Raw genomic sequence first — 21917 nt, 5'->3', positions numbered from 1 at the left:
ACGTAGTTATGGTGAAAGAAACTCTTTTGATTTTAGCCAATTACCAGCTTTCTATCAGCATTTTTGCTCTACCACTCGTTTTTAAAAAACGTATATTATATATTGGAAGAAGTTACCCGGGTAATGTGCATGCACATCAGCATAAACCTATCTTTTGGAAAATATGCCATGTTGATCCCAAACTTGAAAAACTAAGCATCTGGCTGTATAATAATAACAGCTGGGGCCGTAGCTCAGTTTGGGAGAGCGCTACCATGGCACGGTAGAGGTCGTGGGTTCAAGTCCCATCGGCTCCACCAGAGGCGTGTGTCCTTTTTGGAGAGATACCACATGAAAAAATTTTTGTTATTAATAATTCTGATGATCTTTATATCAGCGTCAGCTCTTTCAGAAACAATAGTAACGTCAATAAAGCCTTTGGCGCTTGTGCTCGAAAGCATTTGTGGATCGCAATTTGAAATAAGAGTATTGATGGAAAATACAAACCCTCATCTCTACCAGTTAAAAGTCAGCGATGTCAAATCACTTTATGATGCCGATTTAATAGTACTATCTGGTATTGAAGAATGGATTGATAAAGCAAAAGAACTATTCCCGGAAAAAGTTATGGTTTTCTCTGACGGCATTTTTGAACAAGCGTCAAAGCAAGATCAGCATTTGTGGCTTGATCCAGTGTATACTGTTTTGTTTGCACATCAATTATATAAAGAGATCTCCTCAACATATCCAGAGTTTTCACAAATTCTCAGGGAAAACTGGAAAAATTTTGCCGATGAAGTATTCGCTAATTTGAGCCTGTGGTATGAAAAACTCTCTCCTTTAAGAAAAAAGACGCTTCTTGAACTTCATCCAGCCCTGATACATTTTGCAAAAAGGTTTGATCTGGGCGATATCGTTTTTCTTGAAAGCGGCCATGAAGAAGGTTTGACTACGAAAAAAATAAATGAGGTAAGCAAACTTATTAAAGAAAAACAAATTCGTTACTTAATAACCGAAAGTAATATCGAAAGTTCTACAGTTATAAATCTTGCACAACAATTAAAATTGCCGGTTGTTGAAATAGATGTGCTGGCATCAAATTCCAGAACATATGTAGAGTTCATCAATTCACTGGTCAATGCATTGATTGCCGCTGAAAATACTCACCGCTGAGGATACTCATCACAAGGACATCATAATATTTACCTTTCATATATCTTGCCTGCCTCAATTTTCCTTCGCGAATAAAACCGCATTTTTCATAAACATGAATTGCTCTGTTATTGTATTCATAAACGCGCAACGAGACTCTATGCAAATTGAGATATTCAAAAGCATATTTCAACATGAGTATTGTTGCCTCTGTTCCAAAACCTCTGTTCCAGTAGTTTTTATCGGTTATAGCTATTCCGAATTCTGCGTTTCTGTTCACCCAGTCAATGCCATGTAATCCTGTTGTTCCTACAAGCTTCTTTCCTTCAAATGGAACAATCCCCATAACGATATCACGTTGATTTGCGTAAAGATTTTTTACCCATTCTTCTTCTCTAAGTCTGTTGATCGGAAAACTTGACAAAAGATTAGCCCTGACCTCTTCGTCATTAATATTCAGCAACTGTTCAAGATCAGAAAGTTCAACAGGTCTTAGTTCAATCTTTTCACCTTTGATTATCAGAGTCTATACCCCCTTTTATCTGGTTCTGGCTAAGTCCATACGCTTCTTTTTCAACATTACCGATTGGCTCTACATGGACCATCACATCAGCTATTCTGTCATTTTGTTTGATTATAGCATGTTTTACTCTTGTTGCTATTTCGTGGCCTTCCTGGACAGAAATTTTCCCGTCAACTTCAATATCCATATCAACAAAATATTTATAACCAGCCTGCCTTACACGAACTTTATGAGGATTAAAAGCTCCTCGAACTGTTTCGATAGCCTTGAATATTTGATTGTATATATCAAGATTTGCCATTCCATCCATTAATTCATAACTTGTTTCCCTGAATATCTCGAATGCGGTTTTAATTACCATTGCAGAAATCATCAACGCAACAACTCCATCAACCCAGAGAAGTCCATATTTGCTAAGAATAATACTCACAAATACTGTAGAAGATATGAGTATGTCATTTCTCATATTAAGAGCATCAGCAATGAAGACGGAACTCTTTATTTTTTTGCCAACTCTATATTTATAGATAAAAAGCCACGTCTTGGCAGCTATCGATATCAATGAAACAACTATTGGCAAAACACCTATAATAACAGTATATTGACCCAAGTAAATCTTTCTGAGCGAAGAAACCATCAAACTTGCCCCGGCATAAAAAATTACAAAGGACACTATCTTTGCGGCAATTGCCTCTATCTTTTCATGGCCGTAAGGGTGTGTTTCATCAGGTGGACGGCTTGATATTCTGCTCGAAATCAGGGTTATTAGCGATGTAAAAATATCTGTTGCCGTGTCGATACCATCTGCAAGCACAGCAGCACTATTAAAAAACCATCCAACAAATATTTTAAGTGCTGCTAAAAAGGCATTGGCAAAAACCCCTATCCATCCTGCTCTTAATGAAATATCGTTTCTTTCCATAATTTCATCACCCGCTGAATAAAGCGCGGCATGCATGCCGCGCTTGTTGTTTTAGCCAACATTATTTAGATGTGGATGCTATAAAAAGCATTCAAGCCTTTGTACTGAGATGCTTCGGCAAGTTCTTCCTCAATTCTCAGCAATCTGTTGTATTTGGCAATTCTCTCACTTCTTGAGAGTGAACCTGTTTTGATCATTCCACAATTTGTAGCAACCGCCAAATCTGCTATAAATGTGTCTTCCGTCTCTCCAGATCTGTGTGATACCACACATGTCATACCATGCTGTTTGGCGTATTCAATTGTATCGAGTGTTTCGGTTACAGTCCCTATCTGATTCAATTTGATTAATATGGAATTGGTTGCTTTCATCTGAACTCCCTTTTGCAACCTTTTTACATTCGTGACATACAGATCGTCTCCTACTATTTGGACCCTTTTCCCTATTTTTTCAGTGAGTTTTACAAAACCTTCCCAGTCTTCCTCATCAAGAGGGTCTTCCAGGCTTATTACAGGGTATTTATTCACCAGGTTTGTGTAATAATCGACCAGTTCTTCTGTGGTTTTCTTAGTTCCGTCGATTTCGTATTTTCCTGTCTCAGCATCATAGAAAGAAGAAGCAGCGCTATCAAGTGCAATGAATACATCTTTACCGGGCTCATAACCAGCACTCTTAATGGCTTCAATCAGAACTTTAATAGCTTCTTCATTGGAAGAAAGGTTTGGTGCAAAACCGCCTTCGTCTCCAACAGAAGTTACATGCCCGGAACCATGTAATATTTTCTTCAAAGTATGAAAAACCTCTGCTCCGCATCTGAGTGCTTCACTGAATGAAGGTGCTCCAGCTGGAACGATCATAAATTCCTGGATATCAAGATTGTTGTCAGCGTGTTTGCCACCGTTAATTACATTCATAAACGGTACTGGCAAAACTTTTGCATTTGGCCCGCCCAGATACTGATACATCGGAAGATAAAGGCTTTGGGCAGCAGCTCTGGCAACTGCCATAGAGACACCTAATATGGCATTTGCACCAAGTTTCGATTTGTTATCAGTCCCATCAAGCTCAAGCATAGTCTGGTCAATTAAAACCTGTTCAAAAACATTGATTCCAATGATTTTTGGCGCGATAATCTCGTTTACATTTTTGACAGCTTTCAGGACACCCTTGCCAAGATACCTTTTCTCTTTGTCTCTAAGTTCAAGAGCTTCAAATTTTCCTGTTGATGCACCCGACGGAACTATAGCCGACGCCTGTGTCCCATCCTCAAGAAATACTTCAACCTCAACAGTTGGATTGCCGCGTGAATCAAGAACTTCTCTTGCTTTAACATCAACAATCTCGTTGTACATTCCTACACCTCCTTCAATCGGGCATGATAATACTACCAACATCTTCTCCGCGAACAGCCCTGAGCAACGAACCATCTTCGAAAAAGTTCAAAATAACTATCGGCAATTTGTACCTTCCACATATTGAAAAAGCCTCCATATCCATCACTTTGAGACCACGCGATATTGCATCATAGTAAGAAATTTTATCAAGCTTTCGGGCAGATTTGTTTTTCTTTGGATCACTATCATAAATACCATCAACCTTAGTTGCTTTTATCAGGAGATTTGCTCCCATTTCAACAGCTCTAAGGGCAGCAGCAGTATCTGTTGTGAAAAACGGATTACTCGTTCCTCCAGCAAATATAACTACATAACCTGCATCAAAGTAAAGATTTATATCATCATAATGAATAGGTCTAATCGATGGTAAAGATGTCACCTGAGAAACCACAACACATTTTATACCAACTTTTTGAAGAGAACCTTTCAAATACAGAGCATTTATAACTGTTCCCAACATTCCAATTTGATCAGCAAGCGAATGCGGAATTTCGGAAAGTTCTTCTCCTCTAAATATATTTCCTGCCCCTATTACTATTCCAACATTAACTCCGTAATCAACAATCTGTGCAATCTGCTGGACAAGATAATTTATGTTACTTTGATCAAAACCCCTCGAACCTTCCCCACACATGACTTCCCCACTCAATTTAACCAGGACCCTTTGATACAAATTAATCCCTCCCAGAACATTTTACCAAAGCCTTAACATGGTGTAGGGGAAATTTTGTTACATAAAGATGACCTTGACAAATTTTTACTCTAAATATAAAATATATTTAGTTCTGTTTGAAAAAAATGAAAGGAGATGTTTCAATGGCACGCGTTATATCAAAATGTCCCATCTGCGGTTCAAATTTGATCGTCACCGAGCTGAACTGTACGTCATGCGGTACAACTATAAAAGGTAGATTCGAATTGGAAGAATTTTTCAGACTTACGCCGGATCAGCTTAATTTTCTGAGAATATTTATCAAAGCCAGAGGTAATTTGAGCGATCTTCAAAAAGAACTCGGGATATCTTATCCAACAGCGAAATCAAGGCTTGAGGGAATTGTTAAGACACTTGGGTATGAAGCAGAAGAAGTTGCAGAAGAGAAACAGGTAGATGAATTGCTTGATAAGCTTGAAAAAGGAGAAATCTCTGCTCAGGAAGCTCTTGAGAAAATCAGGAGGTTGAGAGAGTGAAAATAATACTTGCCATTATTGGCGCTTTGATGCTGATATACATAGGCTCGAAGTTACTTCAAATGAGGGTAAAGTCTATTGCGATCGTGTATTCATTCTTTGTCGGACTTTATGCGCTATTTCTGGTTGTAGGAAATATCGTGCCAATAATAATTTATTTGATAGGTGAAGCTGTTGTCATATGGGTCATAGTCATTTTCATGGGAATTTAGGAGGAGAGAATATGGAAAAACAAAAAGTAGATTTTTCAAGCGTGAAAAAATTAATTGTAAAAGTTGTGAGCAGCAACGTTACAATAATGGGATCCGATCCTTTAGAAACATATATATCTTATACAGGACGCCAGCCTGACCTGGAACTTAAAGATGATGTCCTGACAATCACTCTTAAAGAAAACAATCTTTTCAATGTATTCGATTTTGGATTCAAAAGCTCAAATGGAGAAATAATAATTGCTGCCCCGTATGAACTGATGGAATTATCGCTTAATGGCGTTTCATCGGATGTCGAAGTAAAAACAATAAAAGTGAACAACTTATCTTTGAGAACAGTTTCAGGTGATCTATCAATTGATGATGTCTACAGCAAACAATGCCAGATTAAAACAGTTTCTGGTGACGTCACAATTAGTTCATCCAGACTTGAAAAAGCGGTTTTCACCAGCGTAAGTGGGGATCTATTAGTTAAAGGATTGAACTGTGATAATTACGAATGGATTTTGAGCACTGCGAGTGGCGATCTTACTGTCGAGACCGCAGGCATCCCGGATTTGAGACTATCTATGAGGACAGCGAGTGGTGATCTAACAACCAATATTGGTTACACACGGGAGGGAAGAGATTATATCTTTGGAGATGGGAAAATGAAAATTACTGTGAGCAGTGCCTCTGGTGATGTATGTATAAAATCTACCAATCGTGCTGAGAGGACTGAAAATATAGAGAAAAAGATATTAAAACTCGTCGCATCAGGAAAACTCAGCTACGAACAAGCAAAGCAAATTCTCGATGAACTAATATAACCCGTGATATTATTGGAGCACCCGGGAGGTGTGCTCCAATGAAGAGAGCTGTAATTACTGGTATTATTTTCGCGGTGGTTTTATCTGTTTTTCTCATGATGGCCAATTATAGCGGTGCTATCTTTGAACTTCCTGAAAGAACCTATTCAATTGAAGTCCATGAAAATGGTTATGCAGATATTACAGAAACTGTGACTTATAAAATGAAAAAACCCTTCAGATATGTAACCTATGCGATTGATTTACCAGCTCCCATGAAAATTAGAAATTTCAAAATTGATATCCTTCAAGGACCTCCAGTGCTTGGTGGAATTTCTTATGACAAAAAAACCGAAAACAGCATCAGCACAAAAATATTGTTCAGCAGATCTATGGAAGATTACATACCAGTAACAGACAATCGGATTATTAAAGTCGCTTTTAAGTACACCGTTGAAAACATTCTCATAGAGGGATCTGATTTCACTCAGCTTTTTATAAAATATGTTGGTCATGGCACAGTTGTAAGAACAAAAGTTCTCAATGTGCAGGTTTCGTTTCCTCTCAATTTTGGTGAACCATTGATTTACCATCATCCATGGGGCCTTCAATTCAAAAGCAAAGAGATAGCAAGTAACCTCTATAAATTTGAATTTAGGAATATACCGAAAGACTGTTTTGTCGAGGGGCGTTTTGTTTTTCCTGGTTTAAGTCAAACAGGTACGGATTATTTCATGAAAAATTTGACATTGAAAGACGTAAAAGACCTTGAAGCTCTCTATTCAAGGCGTGTTTTTCTTTATGTTTCTGGATCAATTACCTATGTTCTGCTCGTATTGCTGATTCCAATATTCATATACAGAAAACTCGGCAGGGAAAATCCGGTTGCTTACGATGCAGAGTATGAAAGAGAGTTGCCATACAAGGACTTGCCAGAGCTGGTGAACAGTGTGGTTAAAACAATCTGTTCACTTCCCGGCGATGATGCAATTGCCGCTGCTGTGCTTGATTCTGTGAAAAAAGGGGACATTCAGTTTGTGGAAGATGGAAATCATCAAATCACTGGTCTCAGAATTCTCAACCCGAACTCAAACAGGAAAACACTTTTTGACGCTTTCAGAATATTTGAAACAGATGGAGTTATCGATTTTAAAAATGTCAAAAAAGGTCTTAAGAATCAGAGAAAAGCCCAGGATTTTCTGAAAAAAATTAACCAGTGGCGAGCTGAAATCAAAAAGAATGTTGATGAAAGAAAATATCTCGATTCAAAAGGAAATGTCATTGCCAAAACTTTTGCGACTATTTTTGGAGTAATTATTCCACTGTTGAGCATTGTTTTTCTCAACAGATACTATGAACCTGGTTTTGAAATTGTCAACAGCTATGTATCATTGTTGATGATATTGACATCTGGTATAGGACTGGTAATAATTGCCATGCGAAAAGACGTTTTTTCCAGGTGGAGTTCAGAAGGGCTGATATATTATCTGAGGTGGAAAAACTTTGAAAAATTTCTCAGGGATTTCTCCCTGCTTTCAACTTATCCTCCTCAATCATTAGCAATATGGGATGATTATATTATTTACGCCACGACTCTTGGAATAGCCAGAGAAGTGATTGACAATTTGAAAAAACTCTACCCAGAACCACCAGCAACTCCTGTAGCAAGAACTGCTTACATAAACCCGGTTATTATTCACGAGATTTCTTCTTTTCGTACCATAGCTGCATCAACTGTAAGTTCCAGTTCTCGAGGATCAGGTGGTTCCCATGGTTCTGGAATAGGTGGAGGCGCTGGCGGTAGTCGAGTAGGCGCCGGCTAAGATTAGAAAAAGATTAGAAACTCTAAAGCAAAATGATCACATATGATTCAATTAATTTTGAGACAGATTTATGAATGGAGGGTTGTGTTGTGAGAAAATTCTTGATAGTATCGGTTGTGTGTTTATCCATTCTCGCTTTTTCACAGATTACAGACGTTCTGGAACTTGCAAAGCAGAATACCCCGTCTTATCTGAATGCGACTCTCGAGCTTGAGCAAGCAAAGAGCGACTATGAAAAAGCAACCATTGAAGCAAAAAACAAACTCGACCAGCTTGAAGCTGAACTAAGCTGGTTACAATCTAAGCAGAGCTACAACACGGCAATAAAAGATTTTCTGAGTGAATTTTTTGATGCATACTTCGGTGTGTTTGAAAATCAACTTGCCCTGCAGGTTGCGCAGGATAATCTGAGGATCGCCGAAATTGATTTTGATCAACAACAAAGCCTTTACAAAACAGGTGTTGCTACACTTCAAGAATTGCAGGAGGCAAGCGCAACAAAACTTGAAGCAACTGCGGAATTGGAAGAGGCAAAACTTTCGTTAGAACAAACAAAGCGTGACCTTCAAAATATGCTTGGAAAAGAGATTGAATTTAAAGATCTCCCAGATATTGTACTGAATATAACATTGCCATCGCTCGATGAGTTGATGGAAAAATCTCTTTCCATTAAAATCGCAGATCTTAATGTTCAAATAGCTCAGATAAATTACGATGGGCTGGTCAATCCTTCTCAATACACAAAAAGTAAGTACGAAAGAACTTTAAAAAGCAGTCAGAATACTTTAAAAGACACACAAAATGACACGAAGAAATCTTACGAAACCGCACTGCAAAATATTGAAACTATCAGAAAGAATATCTTAGCGCAGAAAGAAAGACTTGAGGCGAGCAGACTTGAATATGAAAGCACAAAGAGTAATTACAATGCGGGCGTCTCTTCAGAAAAAGATCTTCTAAACGCAGAAATTTCGTATTTCAACGCCCAGAAAACCTTTATAACTTACGTAAAATCTCTCTTAGAGAACATATGCTCGATCTTCATAGATGCAGAACTTGACTATGTGCAAGCATTATCCCAGATTTTGGGAGGATGATAAACGATGAAAAAACTCGTTCTTGCGCTTTTGTTTGTTCCATTGTTCACATTTGCCAGTTTTACCGATCTTGTAGAGCAGCAATTGGAAAATAGCAGCAGTTATCTATCAGCCATCCTTGATTACGAAGAAGCTGAATTCAACAGATCAAAAAACAAAAATTTCTTCATACCATATGTCAGCGTTAGCAATGCGGGTTTAGAAACCGACATAAGTTCAACGGGAGATGCAAGCAGTTCTTTCGTGGCACCTTTCTCAATCACTTTTGAAAATATCGCAGGCTTTGACGTTCAAATTTCGAATGCCTGGTATTACTATTTTTCCAGCAACGATTGGAAAGAAAAAGGATGGAGCTTAACAATATCGAGGGAATTATTTTCAAACTTTGATATCACTGAATTAGAAAACGAGGCAAATTTTGCGACAGCCTCATGGAATCTTCTTTCAGCAAAAAACGAAGTATTTTTGAATCTCGTGGAAGATATTTTCAACTATCACTATTACAACCAGAAAATGAATATAACAAAACAGCAAATAGAAATCCTTCAAGACAAATTTGAATCCTTGCAAAAAGCCTATGAATCCGGTACAGCTTCAAGAGAAGATATTCTTGAAATCCAGGGAAATATCTATGATATGACACAGCAACTTGAAGAAATTAGCCAGAACCTGTCAAGTACATTGACAGAATATTCAACTGATACACTTAATACAATGATTGCGTGTCTTGAGAGAATTACATCAAATTTGCCTGTTATGGAAGAAGCAGAAAAATTTATTACGTCAAGGCTTGATCTGAACGCTCAAATTCTATCTGTTGAAATAGCAAAGCGTCAAAGTGAGAGAAGCTATCAGCAGTGGATACCGAACCCCGAGCTTTTTTTTCAGGTTAAACAGAAAGACGATGACTTTGCCTTTTCGCTTGGTTTCTCATTTGGGTATGACATCATAGATCGTGGAGAAAAGGATTACAACTATAAAGTTATAAACAAGAAATACGAACTTCAAAAGCGCGTACTTGATGAAAAGACAGATGAACTTAAAAAAGCTCTGAAAAATGCCTATTCTTCGATAAAAATTGCCGAATCTTCCAAAAAAGTGGCCGAGCTCGACCTACAGTTGAAAAAAATGGAGTATGAACGATTGCTGAAAGGTTCTGCATTCGTAGCCAAAACAGATCTGGAAAGTGCGAGGTTAGATTTCGAAGATGCGGAGCTTGAGTTGTTCAAAGCAAATTACAATTTGTTGATCGCCAAAGTCAACTTGCTCGACATACTTGGTTTCGATCTCGTTCAGCTTGCAGGAGGTAAGTGAGATGAAAAAATCTTTTGTGTACACATTCATTTTAATTTCAATTATTTTTCTTTTTTCTTCCTGTAGCAATAACAATCAACAATCCGATGTTGATCAATCAATTATCGAATACACCGTTCAAAAAACAAATATTGTTGATACAATAACCGTTTACGGGACTGTTGAAGCCGAAGATTCTGCCGAAGTAAAAGCTCTTGTTAGTGGTGTTGTTGAAAAAGTTTATGTTGAAGAAGGAGATAGTGTTAAAGCTGGAGATGTCTTGGTTGAACTCGATGATTCAGACTACAGGTTGACATATATAAAAGCTCTTCAGGATTACGAAACTGCAAAAAACTCTGGTTCAAAGCTCCTGATAGAACAGCGGCAGCTGGAGCTGGAAATTGCCAAAAGAGACCTGGAAAGATGCAAGATAACCTCTTTAGTAGATGGTGTTGTAACGTCCCTTAGTGTTAAAGTAGGAGATTATGTTTCAAAAGGCACAACAGTGGACGTTGTCGCCAAGGTTGTCAATGTAAATAATCTTTACATCTCTGCTGCTGTTGAAGAAATGGATTATTCAAAGGTAAAAATTGGACAAACAGCAATAGTATCTTTCGACGCATTCGAAAATGTATCTTTCCCTGCCAAAGTTACTTACATTGGCAGTGAAGCACAAACATCGAGTGGTATCGTTACTATACCAATAAAGCTGAGTTTAGTAACACCCAGCGAAACATCACCTAACTATGCCAAAATAAAAGAAGCCATGGAAAAGATCATTCCTGGCCTTTCGTGCGAAGCTGAAATAGTCGTGCTCAACAAAACCAGTGTGATAACGGTCCCATCAGCTGCTATTAGTTTTGAGGATGGAAAAGCCTACGTAACAGTTAAAAATGGAACATCGACAGAAAAAAGGCAGATAACTGTTGGCGATAAACTTTCGAGTAGCTATGAAGTGCTCGATGGATTGAAAGAGGGAGAAACAATTGTTGTGAATAAATCAAGTAGTTCGAGCAATTCTAACAATAGAAACATGGGAATATTCATGGGAGGACCAGCTCCACGTCCATGAAAGGCAGGTGTGAACTTTGAACACAGTCATTAGAGTTGAAAACCTTCGAAAAACTTACAAAATGGGAGACAATTTAGTTAAAGCAGTGGATGGAGTTAATCTTGATGTTTTCGAAGGAGAATATCTCATAATTATGGGACCATCTGGAAGCGGAAAGAGCACTCTAATGCACCTTATGGGATGCTTGGATAGACCGGACTCTGGAGAACTGTACATAGGAAATGTAGCAGTGTCAAAACTAAGCGACGCACAGCTTGCAAAAATAAGAAATAAAATGATAGGGTTTGTTTTTCAGCAATTTAACCTTCTTCCACGCCTTACAGCCATAGAAAATGTAGAACTCCCCATGATATATGCCCAAGTTCCTCGAGCTATAAGGCGAAAAAGAGCAAAAGAGCTTCTAAAAATGGTTGGACTTTCTGAAAGAATGTCACACAAACCCACGCAACTATCAGGGGGGCAGATGCAAAGAGTAGCTATCGCCAGAGCTCTTGCCAATGATCCACAAATAATACTCGCAGATGAACCAACAGGTAATCTGGATACAAAAAGTGGCGAAGAAATATTGAAAATATTTTCAGATCTTCATAGTCAGGGATTGACTATCGTTGTCGTAACACATGATCCAGAAGTGGCCGAACAGGGAGACAGGATAATAAATATGAGAGATGGCAAAATAGTTTCACAAGAGGTGAGAGCAAGTGTTGGAAATGCTTAAAGAAGCTTTCAGGTCTATAAGTGCAAATAAAATGAGAACAGCTCTCTCCATGATAGGTATCATTATAGGAGTTGCAGCTGTTATAGCCGTTGTTTCCGTTGCAGAAGGCACAAGCGCAAGCATCAGAGAAAATTTATCTGCAATTGGTTCAAATTTGATAATGGTCTCGCCTGGATTTACCCGGGGCGGCGGAGGAAGGGTCTCGACAAGCCTTTCTGATTCAGATCTTTTGACAAAAGATGATGCAGATAAAATTGTCCAGCTTTGCCCGTCTGTTGTGTATGTCACACCTCTTCAGCAGGGTAATTTCATCGCCCAGTACGAGAGACAAAACACAATGTCGACAGTTCTGGCTGTGTATCCAGATATTTTTAACATGATGAATCTTCAGCTTGCACAGGGAGAATATTTTACAGATGACGACGAGAATAGCAGGAAACGCGTAGCAGTTATAGGAAAAGAGGTTGCAGAGGAACTCTTCCCAGATGGGGATGCCATAGGAAAGACAATAAAAATAGCAAGTCAGTCAACACGTCAGAATTTTAGAGTTATAGGTGTTCTTGAGAAAAGTGGAACGCTGTTATTTATAAATCCAGATAGATCGATTATAGTTCCTTTCTCAGCCGCGGAGCAACGTCTATTCAGAAGAAGTTATGTTTCTTCCATCGTGGCTCAAGCAAGCTCAGAAGAAGTTGCAACTCAGGCGGTAAATGAAATAGATGCGGTGATGTTTTCAAAATTTCAAGATACAGAGAAATACAGAATTGTGAGTCAGGAGGCAATGCTCGAAACTGTGAATCAAACAATGGCACTTCTCAGTTTCATGCTTGGCAGTATAGCAGGTATATCTTTGCTCGTTGGTGGTATAGGAATAATGAACATAATGCTTGTAACTGTCACAGAAAGAACCAGGGAGATAGGCGTGAGAAAAGCAGTTGGTGCAAACAGAAGACATATATTGATGCAGTTTTTGCTCGAGTCCATAATACTAACCTTTGTTGCCGGAATAATAGGCGTGGTTGCTGGAATATTGCTATCGAGACTTGTAGCCGTGGTTGGATCAATCCAGACAGCAGTAACTCCTGTTGTTGTCTTGATCGCTGTAGCAATTTCTACTGCTGTAGGAATAACTTTTGGCGTATTTCCCGCAATGAAAGCCTCAAAAATGAACCCTGTTGAAGCTTTGAGGTATGAATAAACCCTGGTGGAGGCGGGGGGAATCGAACCCCCGTCCGGGAATGAGTACCCCCAGGCATCTCCGAGTGCAGCCTGCGTTTCGATCTTGATTTGTACTACCCGCAGGCAGGTTGTACAAACCACAGCTCTTCTTCAGCTTCCCGTCTGGAAACGAAGAGCAAATTTCCAGGCGGTAGGCTGGTTATCTCACGCCCTTTGTCCAGGCACCAGCCAGACCCGGCAAGGACGGCTGCTTATCTATTAAGCAGCAAGCGCAAGTTCGTTGTTGGCACTTCTTTTTTGTTCCACCTTATTTACGAGGTGGTGGAGACCTCGACTCGCTTCCTGGGGGATCTCAAACCCGTCGAAACCGTTCGCCCCCGTTGATTTAATTATACCACAGGATACCAAATCGGTTCTGCCGTTCTACAATTTAAAACTTCTCTTTAACACTCTTAAGAAGGCTTCGTAAAGTTTGGGATCAAATTTTACTCCCACCATTTCTTGACTCATAATTCTGAGCGCTTCTTCCACACTCATGGCAGGTCTGTAAGGCCTTTCTTCAATAAGCGCAGCAAACACATCCACTATAGAAACTATCTGAGCTCTGATGCTTATCTCGCCATCTTTCAGACCATCTGGATAACCAGAACCATCTATATTCTCGTGATGATGTCTTACAACATCTGCAACTAAATCCCAGCCTGATATATTTTTGATAATCTTTTCGCCGTATATCGGATGTTTCTTCATAATTTCAAATTCTTCAAATGTCAAACGGCCAGGTTTGTTCAATATATGCTCTGGTATACCTATCTTTCCTACATCATGAAGCAATGCACCAAATCTAACTGCTTCAAGATCTGCCGGGTCTGTTATGTTCAATTCCTTAGCCAGCTCCAATGCAAGGCTAACGACCCTGTCTGAATGGCCATATGTACTGGTGTCTTTTATCTCAATTGCCTCAGCAAGAGTGGATATAATTTGAAGATTCCTCTCCTGAAGAACTTTTTGCGTTTCTTCAAGCTCGTTAACTGTATCCTGTAAACTGTTCATCATTGCTTGCATTTCGAGTTGAGATGCTTTTTCCATCTCGATCAATCTCACAAAACATTCCTGAAGTTCGTTGAGTTCCTCTATGTTTGTTTTTACAGGAATGTAGTTCGCATCTTTTCCTTTACTCGCGAGCGTCGCGGTTTTATTTATATTGTCAACAATCAATGAAGTGGCGCCGATGAGTTTTCTTGTGAATCTGCTGAAATAAAACAACCATATCACGACACCTGCCAATGCTGAAAAAGATATCATCAAATAAGGAAATATAACCGAAAGATAGCTTCGCATCGGTATAAAGACAGCACCTTTAGCATTAGCTATGGAAAAATCTTCCATATGTAGATATCCTGTGATTTTGTTTAATTTTGCAAACCGGCTTTTTGTTCCGATGTTCATACCCGCGAATGACGGATCTGATGAAATTACAACAACACCGTCAGCGTTCGCAAGCATTACTATAGAAAGCTCACTTGTAAGGATTTTTGTGAAATAACTCTGAGGAATTTCAACAAATAACAAATTTTCACCTTCTGCGACGATGAATTTAGCACTGTTTTCAGTTAAAAACAAGCCCTTGGGGTTAGCAACGAGCCAGGGAAGATTTTTGTAAGACAGAACACCTGAAAGGTCTATACCCGTAGCCCTATCAACAAGATTATTGCTCAATTCTCGAATAACAACACCAGAAATCGGTTTGCTTTCAATAACGTCGTTTATTGTTGTTTCCACCAGCTTGCTTTCAGCTTGCAGATATGTTCTTGAATAATACATATGGATGTTCTGAAAAATCATAAAAAAGCCAATTGTGAAGACGCAAATCAGGGATAAAATGAGTATCAGGCCGTATTTGTTGATATTGTTTGCAATTTTGATAAGTTGCATTCTTTCACCTCTCGTCGAGCTCGGGTTCGAATTTTCCACCTTTGACTATCAGGAAATTTGTTTTTCTCAAAGCTGAGAGATCTTTCTCGATTGTGAATGAACCTGTTGCACCATCGAATGATCTTCCAACTAAATAACTATAAGCTTCTTTGGGCAAAATGCTCTGAGCTAACAAATTATGAATAATCATCAATGAATCATAAGCTCCAGCCTGCTGGAGATTTAAAAAACCTGAATCTCTCATTTTTGAAAAATCAAATGGGCTGTAAACGATCATATCTTCAATAGAATCAAGCCCAGTTTCAAAAAGAACGTCTGTAAAGGTATAATCCGATCCATATATCCTTCCGCTGAATCCTCTGTTCGAAGCCATTTGAGCTATCATTCCAGCTACTATTCCATCGGTAATTAAAAGCATTGAATCAAAGTTTTCAAATGGATATTCAACCAGTTCATCGACAGAATTGATAAAAACAATCTGAATTTCAGCACGTTTAACTGTATTCTTCAAGATTTTTGCAAAAATTTCACTGTAAACGGGGTTTTTTTCATCACAAACAACCAGCAATTTTTTCACCTGATCTTTTTCCAACCTTTTAGATATCTCATAAACTTGTATTTCATCTGAGGAGCTTAGCGTCATTAAATATTCACTTTTTCCAATAACTTCAGGTGAAGTTACTAATGGGGCTATTGCAAAAATATTGTACCGCTCGAGAAGAGAAATTATATTCAATGCTTCTGTGCTGAGTCTCGGTCCTATTGCATAAGAATTTGAGTACTTCTTCATCACCTCTTCCAATTTTGCCATTGGTTGATCAACTCTAACTGAGACGATCTCCATTTCAAAATCGTTGCGCTCTAAATATTCACGAACGCCCAGATAAAAATCAGTCTGGCCATCATCAAACAACAAAACAACTGGATGTGGCGTTCTCAAATATAGCAAAAACACAAGCACAACCACGATTGCGATGAATAGCGCAACTGAAAAACGATATTTCATTCAACAACCTCCAGGCCGAACCCTGCTGTACCAGGCCCAACATGAGTAGTTATAACTTTTCCCATTTCACTGAAAGTAGCATCAACCACCTGATAATACCCTCTAAGAAGTTCTAGTAGATGCTTGGCATCTTCGCGAGCATCGGCATCAACCATAATTAATCTAATTTTCGAACCCTTAGAAACCATATCAAGTGCTTTTTTAATAAGCATCTCTTGAGCCCTTTTTGTGCCTCTTGCTTTTTCAAAAGGTGTCAATCTACCCTCGGGATCAATCCATAGGCCAACATGAATACTCAAAAGTGATCCGAAAAATCCCTGCATTCTGGAGACACGTCCACCCTTAACAAGAAAATCGAAATTCGAAACATAAAATATAGCCTTGTATCTTCCTTTTTCAATATCCTCGTTCAAAATTCGGGTTATTTCAGTTCCGTTCATACCCTTTTGTTCCAGCTCTCTTGCACGTCTTGCAAGTAATGGAACCGCACCAGAAGCAGTTTTACTGTTGACAACATGAACCGGAATTTTCGCTTGTTGTGACGCGCTGAGTGCCGAGTCATATGTGCCTGAAAGCTTGTTGGATATACATATCACCAAGATTTCATCGTAACCGTCTTTTTCAAGTTGCTCATAAAGTTTTAAAAATTCACCAACTGATGGTTGGGAACTTTTGGGTAAATCTTTTGCCTGAGACACTCTTTTGTAAAAATTCCTTATTTCCTCAATATCACGAGAATCATCTTCCTGAGAACCGTCAGGCCAGGTGATATGTAGTGGAGCCATTGATAAGTCGAACTTTTCAAACCATTCTCTTGGTGTATCTGAGGTGCTATCCAGCACTATCTTCAGTTTTCCCATAGCAAAACCTCCTAAGATACTTTATTTGAGTTCGACTAAATTTTAGCAAATGAGAGGCTGACTTAACAAATGAAAATTAAAACTGCTTTCACTTCATTTTGTGGCGATTCCAAGGTAAGCCTTCCTCACATCATCATTGTTCAGAAGATCCTTGCCAGAGTCCTGAATTACTACTTTCCCGGTTTCGAGTACATATGCATAGTCAGCTACCTTCAAAGCAGCAAATGCGTTCTGTTCCACAAGCAAAATTGTTACCCCTTCTTTTCTAATTTCTTCGATTATCTGAAAAACTTCTTTCACAAGCAATGGAGCAAGCCCCAAGGAAGGTTCGTCAAGCATCAAAAGCTTTGGCTTGCTCATAAGCCCCCTCGCAACTGCAAGCATTTGCTGTTCTCCTCCTGAGAGGGTCCCGCCAAGCTGCTTCAATCTTTCTCTTAATCTCGGAAATAATGTCAAAGTCCAGTTCAGATCTTTCTTTATTTTCTCCTGATCTCTTCGAGAGTAAGCACCCATCATTAAATTCTCGTATACAGTCAGGTTGGGAAAAATTTTTCTACCTTCCGGTACCAAAACTATCCCCCTGCTCACAATTTCATGAGTAGATAAATTTGTGATATCTTCACCCTCAAAAAGAATCTTTCCACCACTTTTTTTCACTAAATTAGTGATTGCATTTAAAGTTGTTGTCTTTCCGGCACCATTTGCACCTATCAAAGTGGCTATCTGTCCTTTTTTTACTTCAAGAGAAATACCTTTTATAGCATGAATGCTTCCATAATGGACATTTAAGTTTTCAATACTCAAAACACTTTGCATCACAGAAGCACCTCCTCACCGAGATATGCTTTGATCACTTGTGGATTGGACTGAATTTCTTCTGGACAACCCTCGGCGATGAGTTTGCCATAATCCATAACATATATTCTTTCACAAATACCCATAATGACTTTCATATCATGTTCTATTATCATTATTGTCAGCGAGAATTCTTCTTTTATTCTTTTTATGAAATTCATTAATTCATAAGTTTCTTGTGGATTCATTCCAGCCGCTGGTTCGTCAAGCAACAGAAGCTTCGGTTTCGTTGCAAGGGCTCTTGCTATTTCCAGTTTTCTTTGTAATCCGTATGGTAACGAACCTGCTTTCGAGGATGAAAGGTTTTGTAGACCAACTTTTTTTAGAAGATTTATACCTTCTTCCTTCATTTGTCTTTCCATTTTAATTGCATCGGGTGTCTTAATAATACTTTTGAAGAACCACATCCAGTTTTTTAGCCTTAGATGCTGTGATACCATAACATTTTCCAGAACAGTCATATCAGAAAATAACCTTATGTTTTGAAAAGTCCTTGCTATACCATACGCAGCTATCTGGTGTGGCTTGTGTCCAGAAATATCTTTTCCAAAAAAAAGAATCTTACCTTTATCTGGCGCATATACACCTGTTATCAAATTAAACAAGGTCGTCTTTCCGGCACCGTTTGGGCCAATCAATCCTATCAGCTCTCCAGGATTTATGTAACCATTAAAATGATCGACAGCCACAAGGCCTCCAAATCGCTTCGTAACATTCTCCATCTTTAATACTGAACTCACGATTTTCCACCTCTTCGAAAACACCTAAAAATTCCGTAGAATTTTTCCCATGACAGTTCCTCTCTCCCCATAATTCCTCTCTGCCAGAATAACATGAGAATAATTAGCAGTGCAGAGAGAACCACCATCCTCATACCAGGTATTCCCGGAAAAAGTATTGGTCCAATTTTAAACGGGCTCTCAAGAAATCTTAGAAATTCCAGACCAACAGTGTAAACAGCTGCTCCAATGATTGCTCCACTGATACTTCCAAGGCCACCTAGCACTGCCATGATCAATATTTCAAAGGTTTTTGTAAAAGTAAACGACTTGGGATCAATTGTTGTTATTAAATGAGCCCAGAGTGATCCACCAACACCGGCAAAAAATGATCCAAGGACAAAACTCATAACCTGGTGAGAAAAAACGTTTATTCCCATTGCCTTTGCGGCTATGGGATCTTCTCTTATAGCTTTTAAAGCTCTTCCATAACTGCTCTTCACCAAACTCGCAATGATCAGCACCGTTATAAACGCCCATCCCCAGGACCAGTATATGTTCGTATATGGAGGTATAGCTTTCAATCCAAGAGCGCCATTTGTAATCGACCAGGCATTGTTGGCTACTATCCTTATTGTTTCGCCGAGTCCCAAAGTTGCTATAGCCAGATAATCACCTATTAACCTTAAAGAAGGCGCAGCAACAACATAGCCAAAGCCGGCAGCCACAAGTCCAGCAATTATTGTGGCAGGAAGAAAAGAAATCTGAATCTGGTTCAAAGGATAAATAAGAGGCTTTATAAGAAACGTCATTTCCTTCTGTTCGACCGGAAGAGTCAGAAGAGTTGAGACATAAGCACCTATAGCTATAAAACCAGCATGTCCTAAGGAGAAAATGCCGGTTATCCCATTAATCAGAGTTAGAGAAGTCGAAAAAATGATGTTTATGGCTATCAAATTCAATATCAATATTACATATTCACTTGCGATCCTATTGGCAAAAAACAACAAAAAAGCTATGAGGCAAATTAAAACGAAGGTAGATATAAATTTCACCCGAAATGACAATCCTTTCCTCATTTGATCACACCTTTTCTGAAACTTCTACGCCAAGTATTCCGGTTGGTTTAACCAGAAGTACAAACAAAAGAATTGCGTAAGCAAAAGCATCCCTGTATCCAGCAAGTGATGGTATAAACGCCACTATCATTATTTCGCTGATGCCAAGTATGAATCCACCAATCATTGCCCCCTGAATACTGCCTATGCCTCCAACAACTGCTGCAATGAATGCTTTTAAACCGGGAATCATTCCGGTAAAAGGGTAAATCTGAGGATATTTCATCGCCCACAAAATACCCCCAATAGCAGCTAAGCCAGAGCCTATCATAAAAGTAAAACTGATCACTCTATCGGCGTTAACACCCATCAACCTTGTGGTCGGAATATCTTTGCTGATAGCTCTCATAGCCATTCCTATCTTTGTTCGATAAACTATCCATATTAGAATAAAAAGCGATATAGCAGTTATTCCCAGAGTGATAAGTGTAAGAATGGGTAACCTTACTTTCCCTATTTGAAGCATACGAAGAAAGGAATTTGGGTAAATTCCAGTTTGAGGGTTGAATGATTTCGCTCTCCCTCCAAAAGCAACTATCGCAAAATTCTCCAAAAAGAAAGAAACGCCTATGGCTGTTATCAAAGCAGATATTCTTGGAGCATTCCGCAACGGTCTGTAAGCAACCTTTTCAATAAAGGCCCCGAGAAAAGCTGTCAAAAATATCGAAAACATAAAACTAATCCACCATGGCATCAAAAATATTGAAACCCCATAAAATGCGAAGTATATTCCGTAAGTAAAGACATCTCCATGAGCAAAATTTATTAATCTGAGAATCCCATAGACCATAGTATAACCTATTGCAATGAGGGCGTAAATACCACCAAGCGAAAGTGCATTAACAAGATGTTGCAAAAACGAAGAAAGGCTCAAGAGTCCACCCCCTAATCTTTAAACAAGGGCCCCCGAAGGGGCTTATTTCATGGTTTAACAACAGTCATGAGAACGAATTGTCCATTTTTTATAGTATTTATGACTGCCGGTTTTATCGGATCGCCTGAGTCCTGAGGATAAGAGATACCGCCTGCAACACCCTGAAAATCTCTGGTAGCTGCAAGGGCATTCCTCACTGCAACTGGATCAACCGACTGTGCTCTTTCAATGGCATCCAGTACAAGATTGTAAGCATCAAAAGCAAGAGCTCCAAATGCGTCTGGCCTTCTACCATACTCTTTTACATAAGCTTCAACAAAAGGTTTTGTTGCCGGCGATAAATCAGCATCCTGATGAAAGTAGGTGGTATAACAAAGTCCTTCAACAAATTGACCACCAATTTCTATCAGTTCAGGTGCATCCGCACCATCCCCAGCCAGAAAGTTTCCTGTAAACCCCAATTCTCGAGCTTGTTTGCATATCAACGCGATCTCCGCATAATAGCCAGGCATAAAAATTGTGTCTGGATTTCTTGACAGGGCGTCTGTAAGTTGGGCGGTAAAATCTTGATCACCTGTATTGTAATATTCACTGAAAAACGTCCCTCCGAATTTAGCAAAAGCCCGCATAAAGTAATTTGCAAGTCCCACAACATAATCCTGAGCAACATCGACCATTATAGCAACATTTCTCGCCTTGAGCTCTTCCCAAGCGAACTTTGCCAGAAGTTCGCCTTGAAGGGTATCAACAAAACAGGCACGAAATATAAATCTTCTGTTCTGAGTTACAAGCGGGCTTGTGGCGGTGTTTGTTACCAGAGAAACCTGTTTTTGCTCAGCTATGGCGCCTGCAGCCAGAGCACATGAACTTGTACATGGGCCAAGAATAGCACACACTTTTTCAACGTCAATCAATCTTTTAACTACGTTGGCTGCTTCAGCTTTGTCTCCTTTATTGTCAAGCAAAACTACTTTAACGGGTATATCTTTGTCAGCAATTCTAACGGTTGGCCTCAATTTCATGGCAAGTTTAACTCCGTCCCAGGACATCTGACCAAAACCGGCTATAGGCCCAGTCATTTCCCAACCCGCTCCAATTTTCACTTCGCTGATTTGTGCTGAAAAAGCAAAAGCAAAAACAAATACCAAAAGTGAAAACACGTAGACTTTTCGCATAATTCAACCTCCCCACAATCAAGAATTTACCTGAG

The 21917-nt window shown here is 39.1% G+C and carries 22 protein-coding genes, 1 tRNA gene and 1 other RNA gene; 11 read left to right on the top strand and 13 right to left on the bottom strand.

Annotation, left to right across the window (positions count from 1 at the left end; genetic code table 11):
- Positions 1-222: 222 nt before the first annotated feature.
- Both TLET_RS04185 and TLET_RS04180 read left to right on the top strand, forming a co-directional pair.
- A tRNA-Ala gene (locus tag TLET_RS04185) sits at positions 223-299 on the top strand.
- A 31-nt stretch (positions 300-330) separates the two neighbouring features.
- Positions 331-1152, top strand: a complete 822-nt coding sequence (locus tag TLET_RS04180) for a metal ABC transporter substrate-binding protein (RefSeq protein ID WP_012002867.1) — start codon at positions 331-333, stop codon at positions 1150-1152.
- On the opposite strand, the gene TLET_RS04175 is transcribed toward TLET_RS04180, so the two are convergent.
- The 4 genes from TLET_RS04175 to pyrH form a co-directional block, all read right to left on the bottom strand.
- A complete protein-coding gene (locus TLET_RS04175) occupies positions 1115-1633 on the bottom strand; it encodes a GNAT family N-acetyltransferase (RefSeq protein WP_228369048.1) in 519 nt (172 codons plus the stop codon). The genes TLET_RS04180 and TLET_RS04175 overlap by 38 nt on opposite strands.
- Positions 1634-1637: 4 nt before the next feature.
- The gene (locus TLET_RS04170; protein ID WP_012002865.1) at positions 1638-2576 is read right to left on the bottom strand and encodes a cation diffusion facilitator family transporter; all 939 of its coding nucleotides are present in this window, start codon (positions 2574-2576) and stop codon (positions 1638-1640) included.
- A 65-nt stretch (positions 2577-2641) separates the two neighbouring features.
- Positions 2642-3928 carry a phosphopyruvate hydratase gene (eno, locus tag TLET_RS04165; protein ID WP_041428404.1) on the bottom strand — a complete coding sequence of 429 codons (1287 nt, stop codon included), beginning with the start codon at positions 3926-3928 and terminating at the stop codon, positions 2642-2644.
- Between the two features lie 13 nt (positions 3929-3941).
- On the bottom strand, positions 3942-4643 hold the full coding sequence (gene pyrH, locus TLET_RS04160) for a UMP kinase (RefSeq protein WP_012002863.1): 702 nt from the start codon (positions 4641-4643) through the stop codon (positions 3942-3944).
- Between the two features lie 143 nt (positions 4644-4786).
- Between pyrH and TLET_RS04155 the strand changes: the two genes are divergently transcribed.
- The 9 genes from TLET_RS04155 (at position 4787) to TLET_RS04115 (ending at position 13359) form a co-directional block, all read left to right on the top strand.
- Complete coding sequence (locus TLET_RS04155; RefSeq protein ID WP_012002862.1) at positions 4787-5158, top strand: DUF2089 domain-containing protein; 372 nt, start codon at positions 4787-4789, stop codon at positions 5156-5158.
- Positions 5155-5370, top strand: coding sequence for a hypothetical protein (locus TLET_RS04150; RefSeq protein WP_012002861.1), 216 nt, complete (start codon positions 5155-5157; stop codon positions 5368-5370). Before TLET_RS04155 ends, TLET_RS04150 begins: the two co-directional genes overlap by 4 nt.
- A gap of 11 nt (positions 5371-5381) precedes the next feature.
- Positions 5382-6179 (top strand): DUF4097 family beta strand repeat-containing protein, encoded by a 798-nt coding sequence (locus tag TLET_RS04145; RefSeq protein ID WP_012002860.1) that lies wholly within the window; start codon positions 5382-5384, stop codon positions 6177-6179.
- Between the two features lie 38 nt (positions 6180-6217).
- Positions 6218-7981 (top strand): DUF2207 domain-containing protein, encoded by a 1764-nt coding sequence (locus TLET_RS04140; protein WP_012002859.1) that lies wholly within the window; start codon positions 6218-6220, stop codon positions 7979-7981.
- 89 nt (positions 7982-8070) lie between these two features.
- Complete coding sequence (locus TLET_RS04135) at positions 8071-9078, top strand: TolC family protein (RefSeq protein WP_012002858.1); 1008 nt, start codon at positions 8071-8073, stop codon at positions 9076-9078.
- Positions 9079-9084: 6 nt separating this feature from the next.
- Entirely contained in the window at positions 9085-10392 is a 1308-nt protein-coding gene (locus TLET_RS04130; RefSeq protein ID WP_012002857.1) for a TolC family protein, read from the top strand.
- A gap of 1 nt (position 10393) precedes the next feature.
- Positions 10394-11443 carry an efflux RND transporter periplasmic adaptor subunit gene (locus tag TLET_RS04125; RefSeq protein WP_012002856.1) on the top strand — a complete coding sequence of 350 codons (1050 nt, stop codon included), beginning with the start codon at positions 10394-10396 and terminating at the stop codon, positions 11441-11443.
- 16 nt (positions 11444-11459) lie between these two features.
- Complete coding sequence (locus TLET_RS04120) at positions 11460-12161, top strand: ABC transporter ATP-binding protein (protein WP_012002855.1); 702 nt, start codon at positions 11460-11462, stop codon at positions 12159-12161.
- A complete protein-coding gene (locus TLET_RS04115; RefSeq protein ID WP_228369047.1) occupies positions 12154-13359 on the top strand; it encodes an ABC transporter permease in 1206 nt (401 codons plus the stop codon). Before TLET_RS04120 ends, TLET_RS04115 begins: the two co-directional genes overlap by 8 nt.
- A 4-nt stretch (positions 13360-13363) precedes the next feature.
- Here the strand turns inward: TLET_RS04115 and ssrA are convergent.
- From ssrA to TLET_RS04075, 9 genes are all read right to left on the bottom strand, one after another.
- Positions 13364-13719, bottom strand: a transfer-messenger RNA (tmRNA) gene (gene ssrA / locus TLET_RS10795).
- 44 nt (positions 13720-13763) lie between these two features.
- Complete coding sequence (locus tag TLET_RS04110) at positions 13764-15275, bottom strand: HD-GYP domain-containing protein (RefSeq protein ID WP_012002853.1); 1512 nt, start codon at positions 15273-15275, stop codon at positions 13764-13766.
- Between the two features lie 4 nt (positions 15276-15279).
- Positions 15280-16281 carry an ABC transporter substrate-binding protein gene (locus tag TLET_RS04105; RefSeq protein ID WP_012002852.1) on the bottom strand — a complete coding sequence of 334 codons (1002 nt, stop codon included), beginning with the start codon at positions 16279-16281 and terminating at the stop codon, positions 15280-15282.
- On the bottom strand, positions 16278-17141 hold the full coding sequence (locus TLET_RS04100) for a DegV family protein (RefSeq protein WP_012002851.1): 864 nt from the start codon (positions 17139-17141) through the stop codon (positions 16278-16280). Before TLET_RS04100 ends, TLET_RS04105 begins: the two co-directional genes overlap by 4 nt.
- A 93-nt stretch (positions 17142-17234) precedes the next feature.
- Entirely contained in the window at positions 17235-17960 is a 726-nt protein-coding gene (locus tag TLET_RS04095) for an ABC transporter ATP-binding protein (protein ID WP_228369035.1), read from the bottom strand.
- Positions 17957-18718: an ABC transporter ATP-binding protein gene (locus TLET_RS04090; RefSeq protein WP_049753397.1), complete on the bottom strand. Its 762-nt coding sequence runs from the start codon at positions 18716-18718 to the stop codon at positions 17957-17959. The genes TLET_RS04095 and TLET_RS04090 overlap by 4 nt, the downstream gene beginning before the upstream one ends.
- A 14-nt stretch (positions 18719-18732) precedes the next feature.
- On the bottom strand, positions 18733-19794 hold the full coding sequence (locus tag TLET_RS04085) for a branched-chain amino acid ABC transporter permease (protein WP_012002848.1): 1062 nt from the start codon (positions 19792-19794) through the stop codon (positions 18733-18735).
- 4 nt (positions 19795-19798) lie between these two features.
- Positions 19799-20707, bottom strand: coding sequence for a branched-chain amino acid ABC transporter permease (locus TLET_RS04080; protein WP_012002847.1), 909 nt, complete (start codon positions 20705-20707; stop codon positions 19799-19801).
- Between the two features lie 47 nt (positions 20708-20754).
- On the bottom strand, positions 20755-21882 hold the full coding sequence (locus tag TLET_RS04075; RefSeq protein WP_012002846.1) for an ABC transporter substrate-binding protein: 1128 nt from the start codon (positions 21880-21882) through the stop codon (positions 20755-20757).
- Positions 21883-21917 lie beyond the last annotated feature (35 nt).

Origin of the sequence: Pseudothermotoga lettingae TMO (assembly GCF_000017865.1) — a bacterium.
In the GTDB taxonomy this organism is placed as follows: domain Bacteria; phylum Thermotogota; class Thermotogae; order Thermotogales; family DSM-5069; genus Pseudothermotoga_B; species Pseudothermotoga_B elfii.
The sequence above is the reverse complement of the archived record's forward strand: the minus strand, read 5'-3'. Positions and strand labels throughout refer to the sequence as shown.

Excerpts from the sequence above, each read along its gene's own strand:
- TLET_RS04130 (WP_012002857.1), top strand. The coding sequence starts at position 9,085 with ATGAAAAAACTCGTTCTTGCGCTTTTGTTTGTTCCATTGTTCACATTT.
- TLET_RS04170 (WP_012002865.1), bottom strand. The coding sequence starts at position 2,576 with ATGGAAAGAAACGATATTTCATTAAGAGCAGGATGGATAGGGGTTTTT.
- TLET_RS04110 (WP_012002853.1), bottom strand. The coding sequence starts at position 15,275 with ATGCAACTTATCAAAATTGCAAACAATATCAACAAATACGGCCTGATA.
- TLET_RS04125 (WP_012002856.1), top strand. The coding sequence starts at position 10,394 with ATGAAAAAATCTTTTGTGTACACATTCATTTTAATTTCAATTATTTTT.
- TLET_RS04115 (WP_228369047.1), top strand. The coding sequence starts at position 12,154 with ATGCTTAAAGAAGCTTTCAGGTCTATAAGTGCAAATAAAATGAGAACA.
- TLET_RS04140 (WP_012002859.1), top strand. The coding sequence starts at position 6,218 with ATGAAGAGAGCTGTAATTACTGGTATTATTTTCGCGGTGGTTTTATCT.
- TLET_RS04155 (WP_012002862.1), top strand. The coding sequence starts at position 4,787 with ATGGCACGCGTTATATCAAAATGTCCCATCTGCGGTTCAAATTTGATC.
- TLET_RS04105 (WP_012002852.1), bottom strand. The coding sequence starts at position 16,281 with ATGAAATATCGTTTTTCAGTTGCGCTATTCATCGCAATCGTGGTTGTG.
- eno (WP_041428404.1), bottom strand. The coding sequence starts at position 3,928 with ATGTACAACGAGATTGTTGATGTTAAAGCAAGAGAAGTTCTTGATTCA.
- TLET_RS04100 (WP_012002851.1), bottom strand. The coding sequence starts at position 17,141 with ATGGGAAAACTGAAGATAGTGCTGGATAGCACCTCAGATACACCAAGA.
- TLET_RS04075 (WP_012002846.1), bottom strand. The coding sequence starts at position 21,882 with ATGCGAAAAGTCTACGTGTTTTCACTTTTGGTATTTGTTTTTGCTTTT.
- TLET_RS04145 (WP_012002860.1), top strand. The coding sequence starts at position 5,382 with ATGGAAAAACAAAAAGTAGATTTTTCAAGCGTGAAAAAATTAATTGTA.
- TLET_RS04180 (WP_012002867.1), top strand. The coding sequence starts at position 331 with ATGAAAAAATTTTTGTTATTAATAATTCTGATGATCTTTATATCAGCG.
- TLET_RS04085 (WP_012002848.1), bottom strand. The coding sequence starts at position 19,794 with ATGAGGAAAGGATTGTCATTTCGGGTGAAATTTATATCTACCTTCGTT.
- TLET_RS04090 (WP_049753397.1), bottom strand. The coding sequence starts at position 18,718 with ATGGAGAATGTTACGAAGCGATTTGGAGGCCTTGTGGCTGTCGATCAT.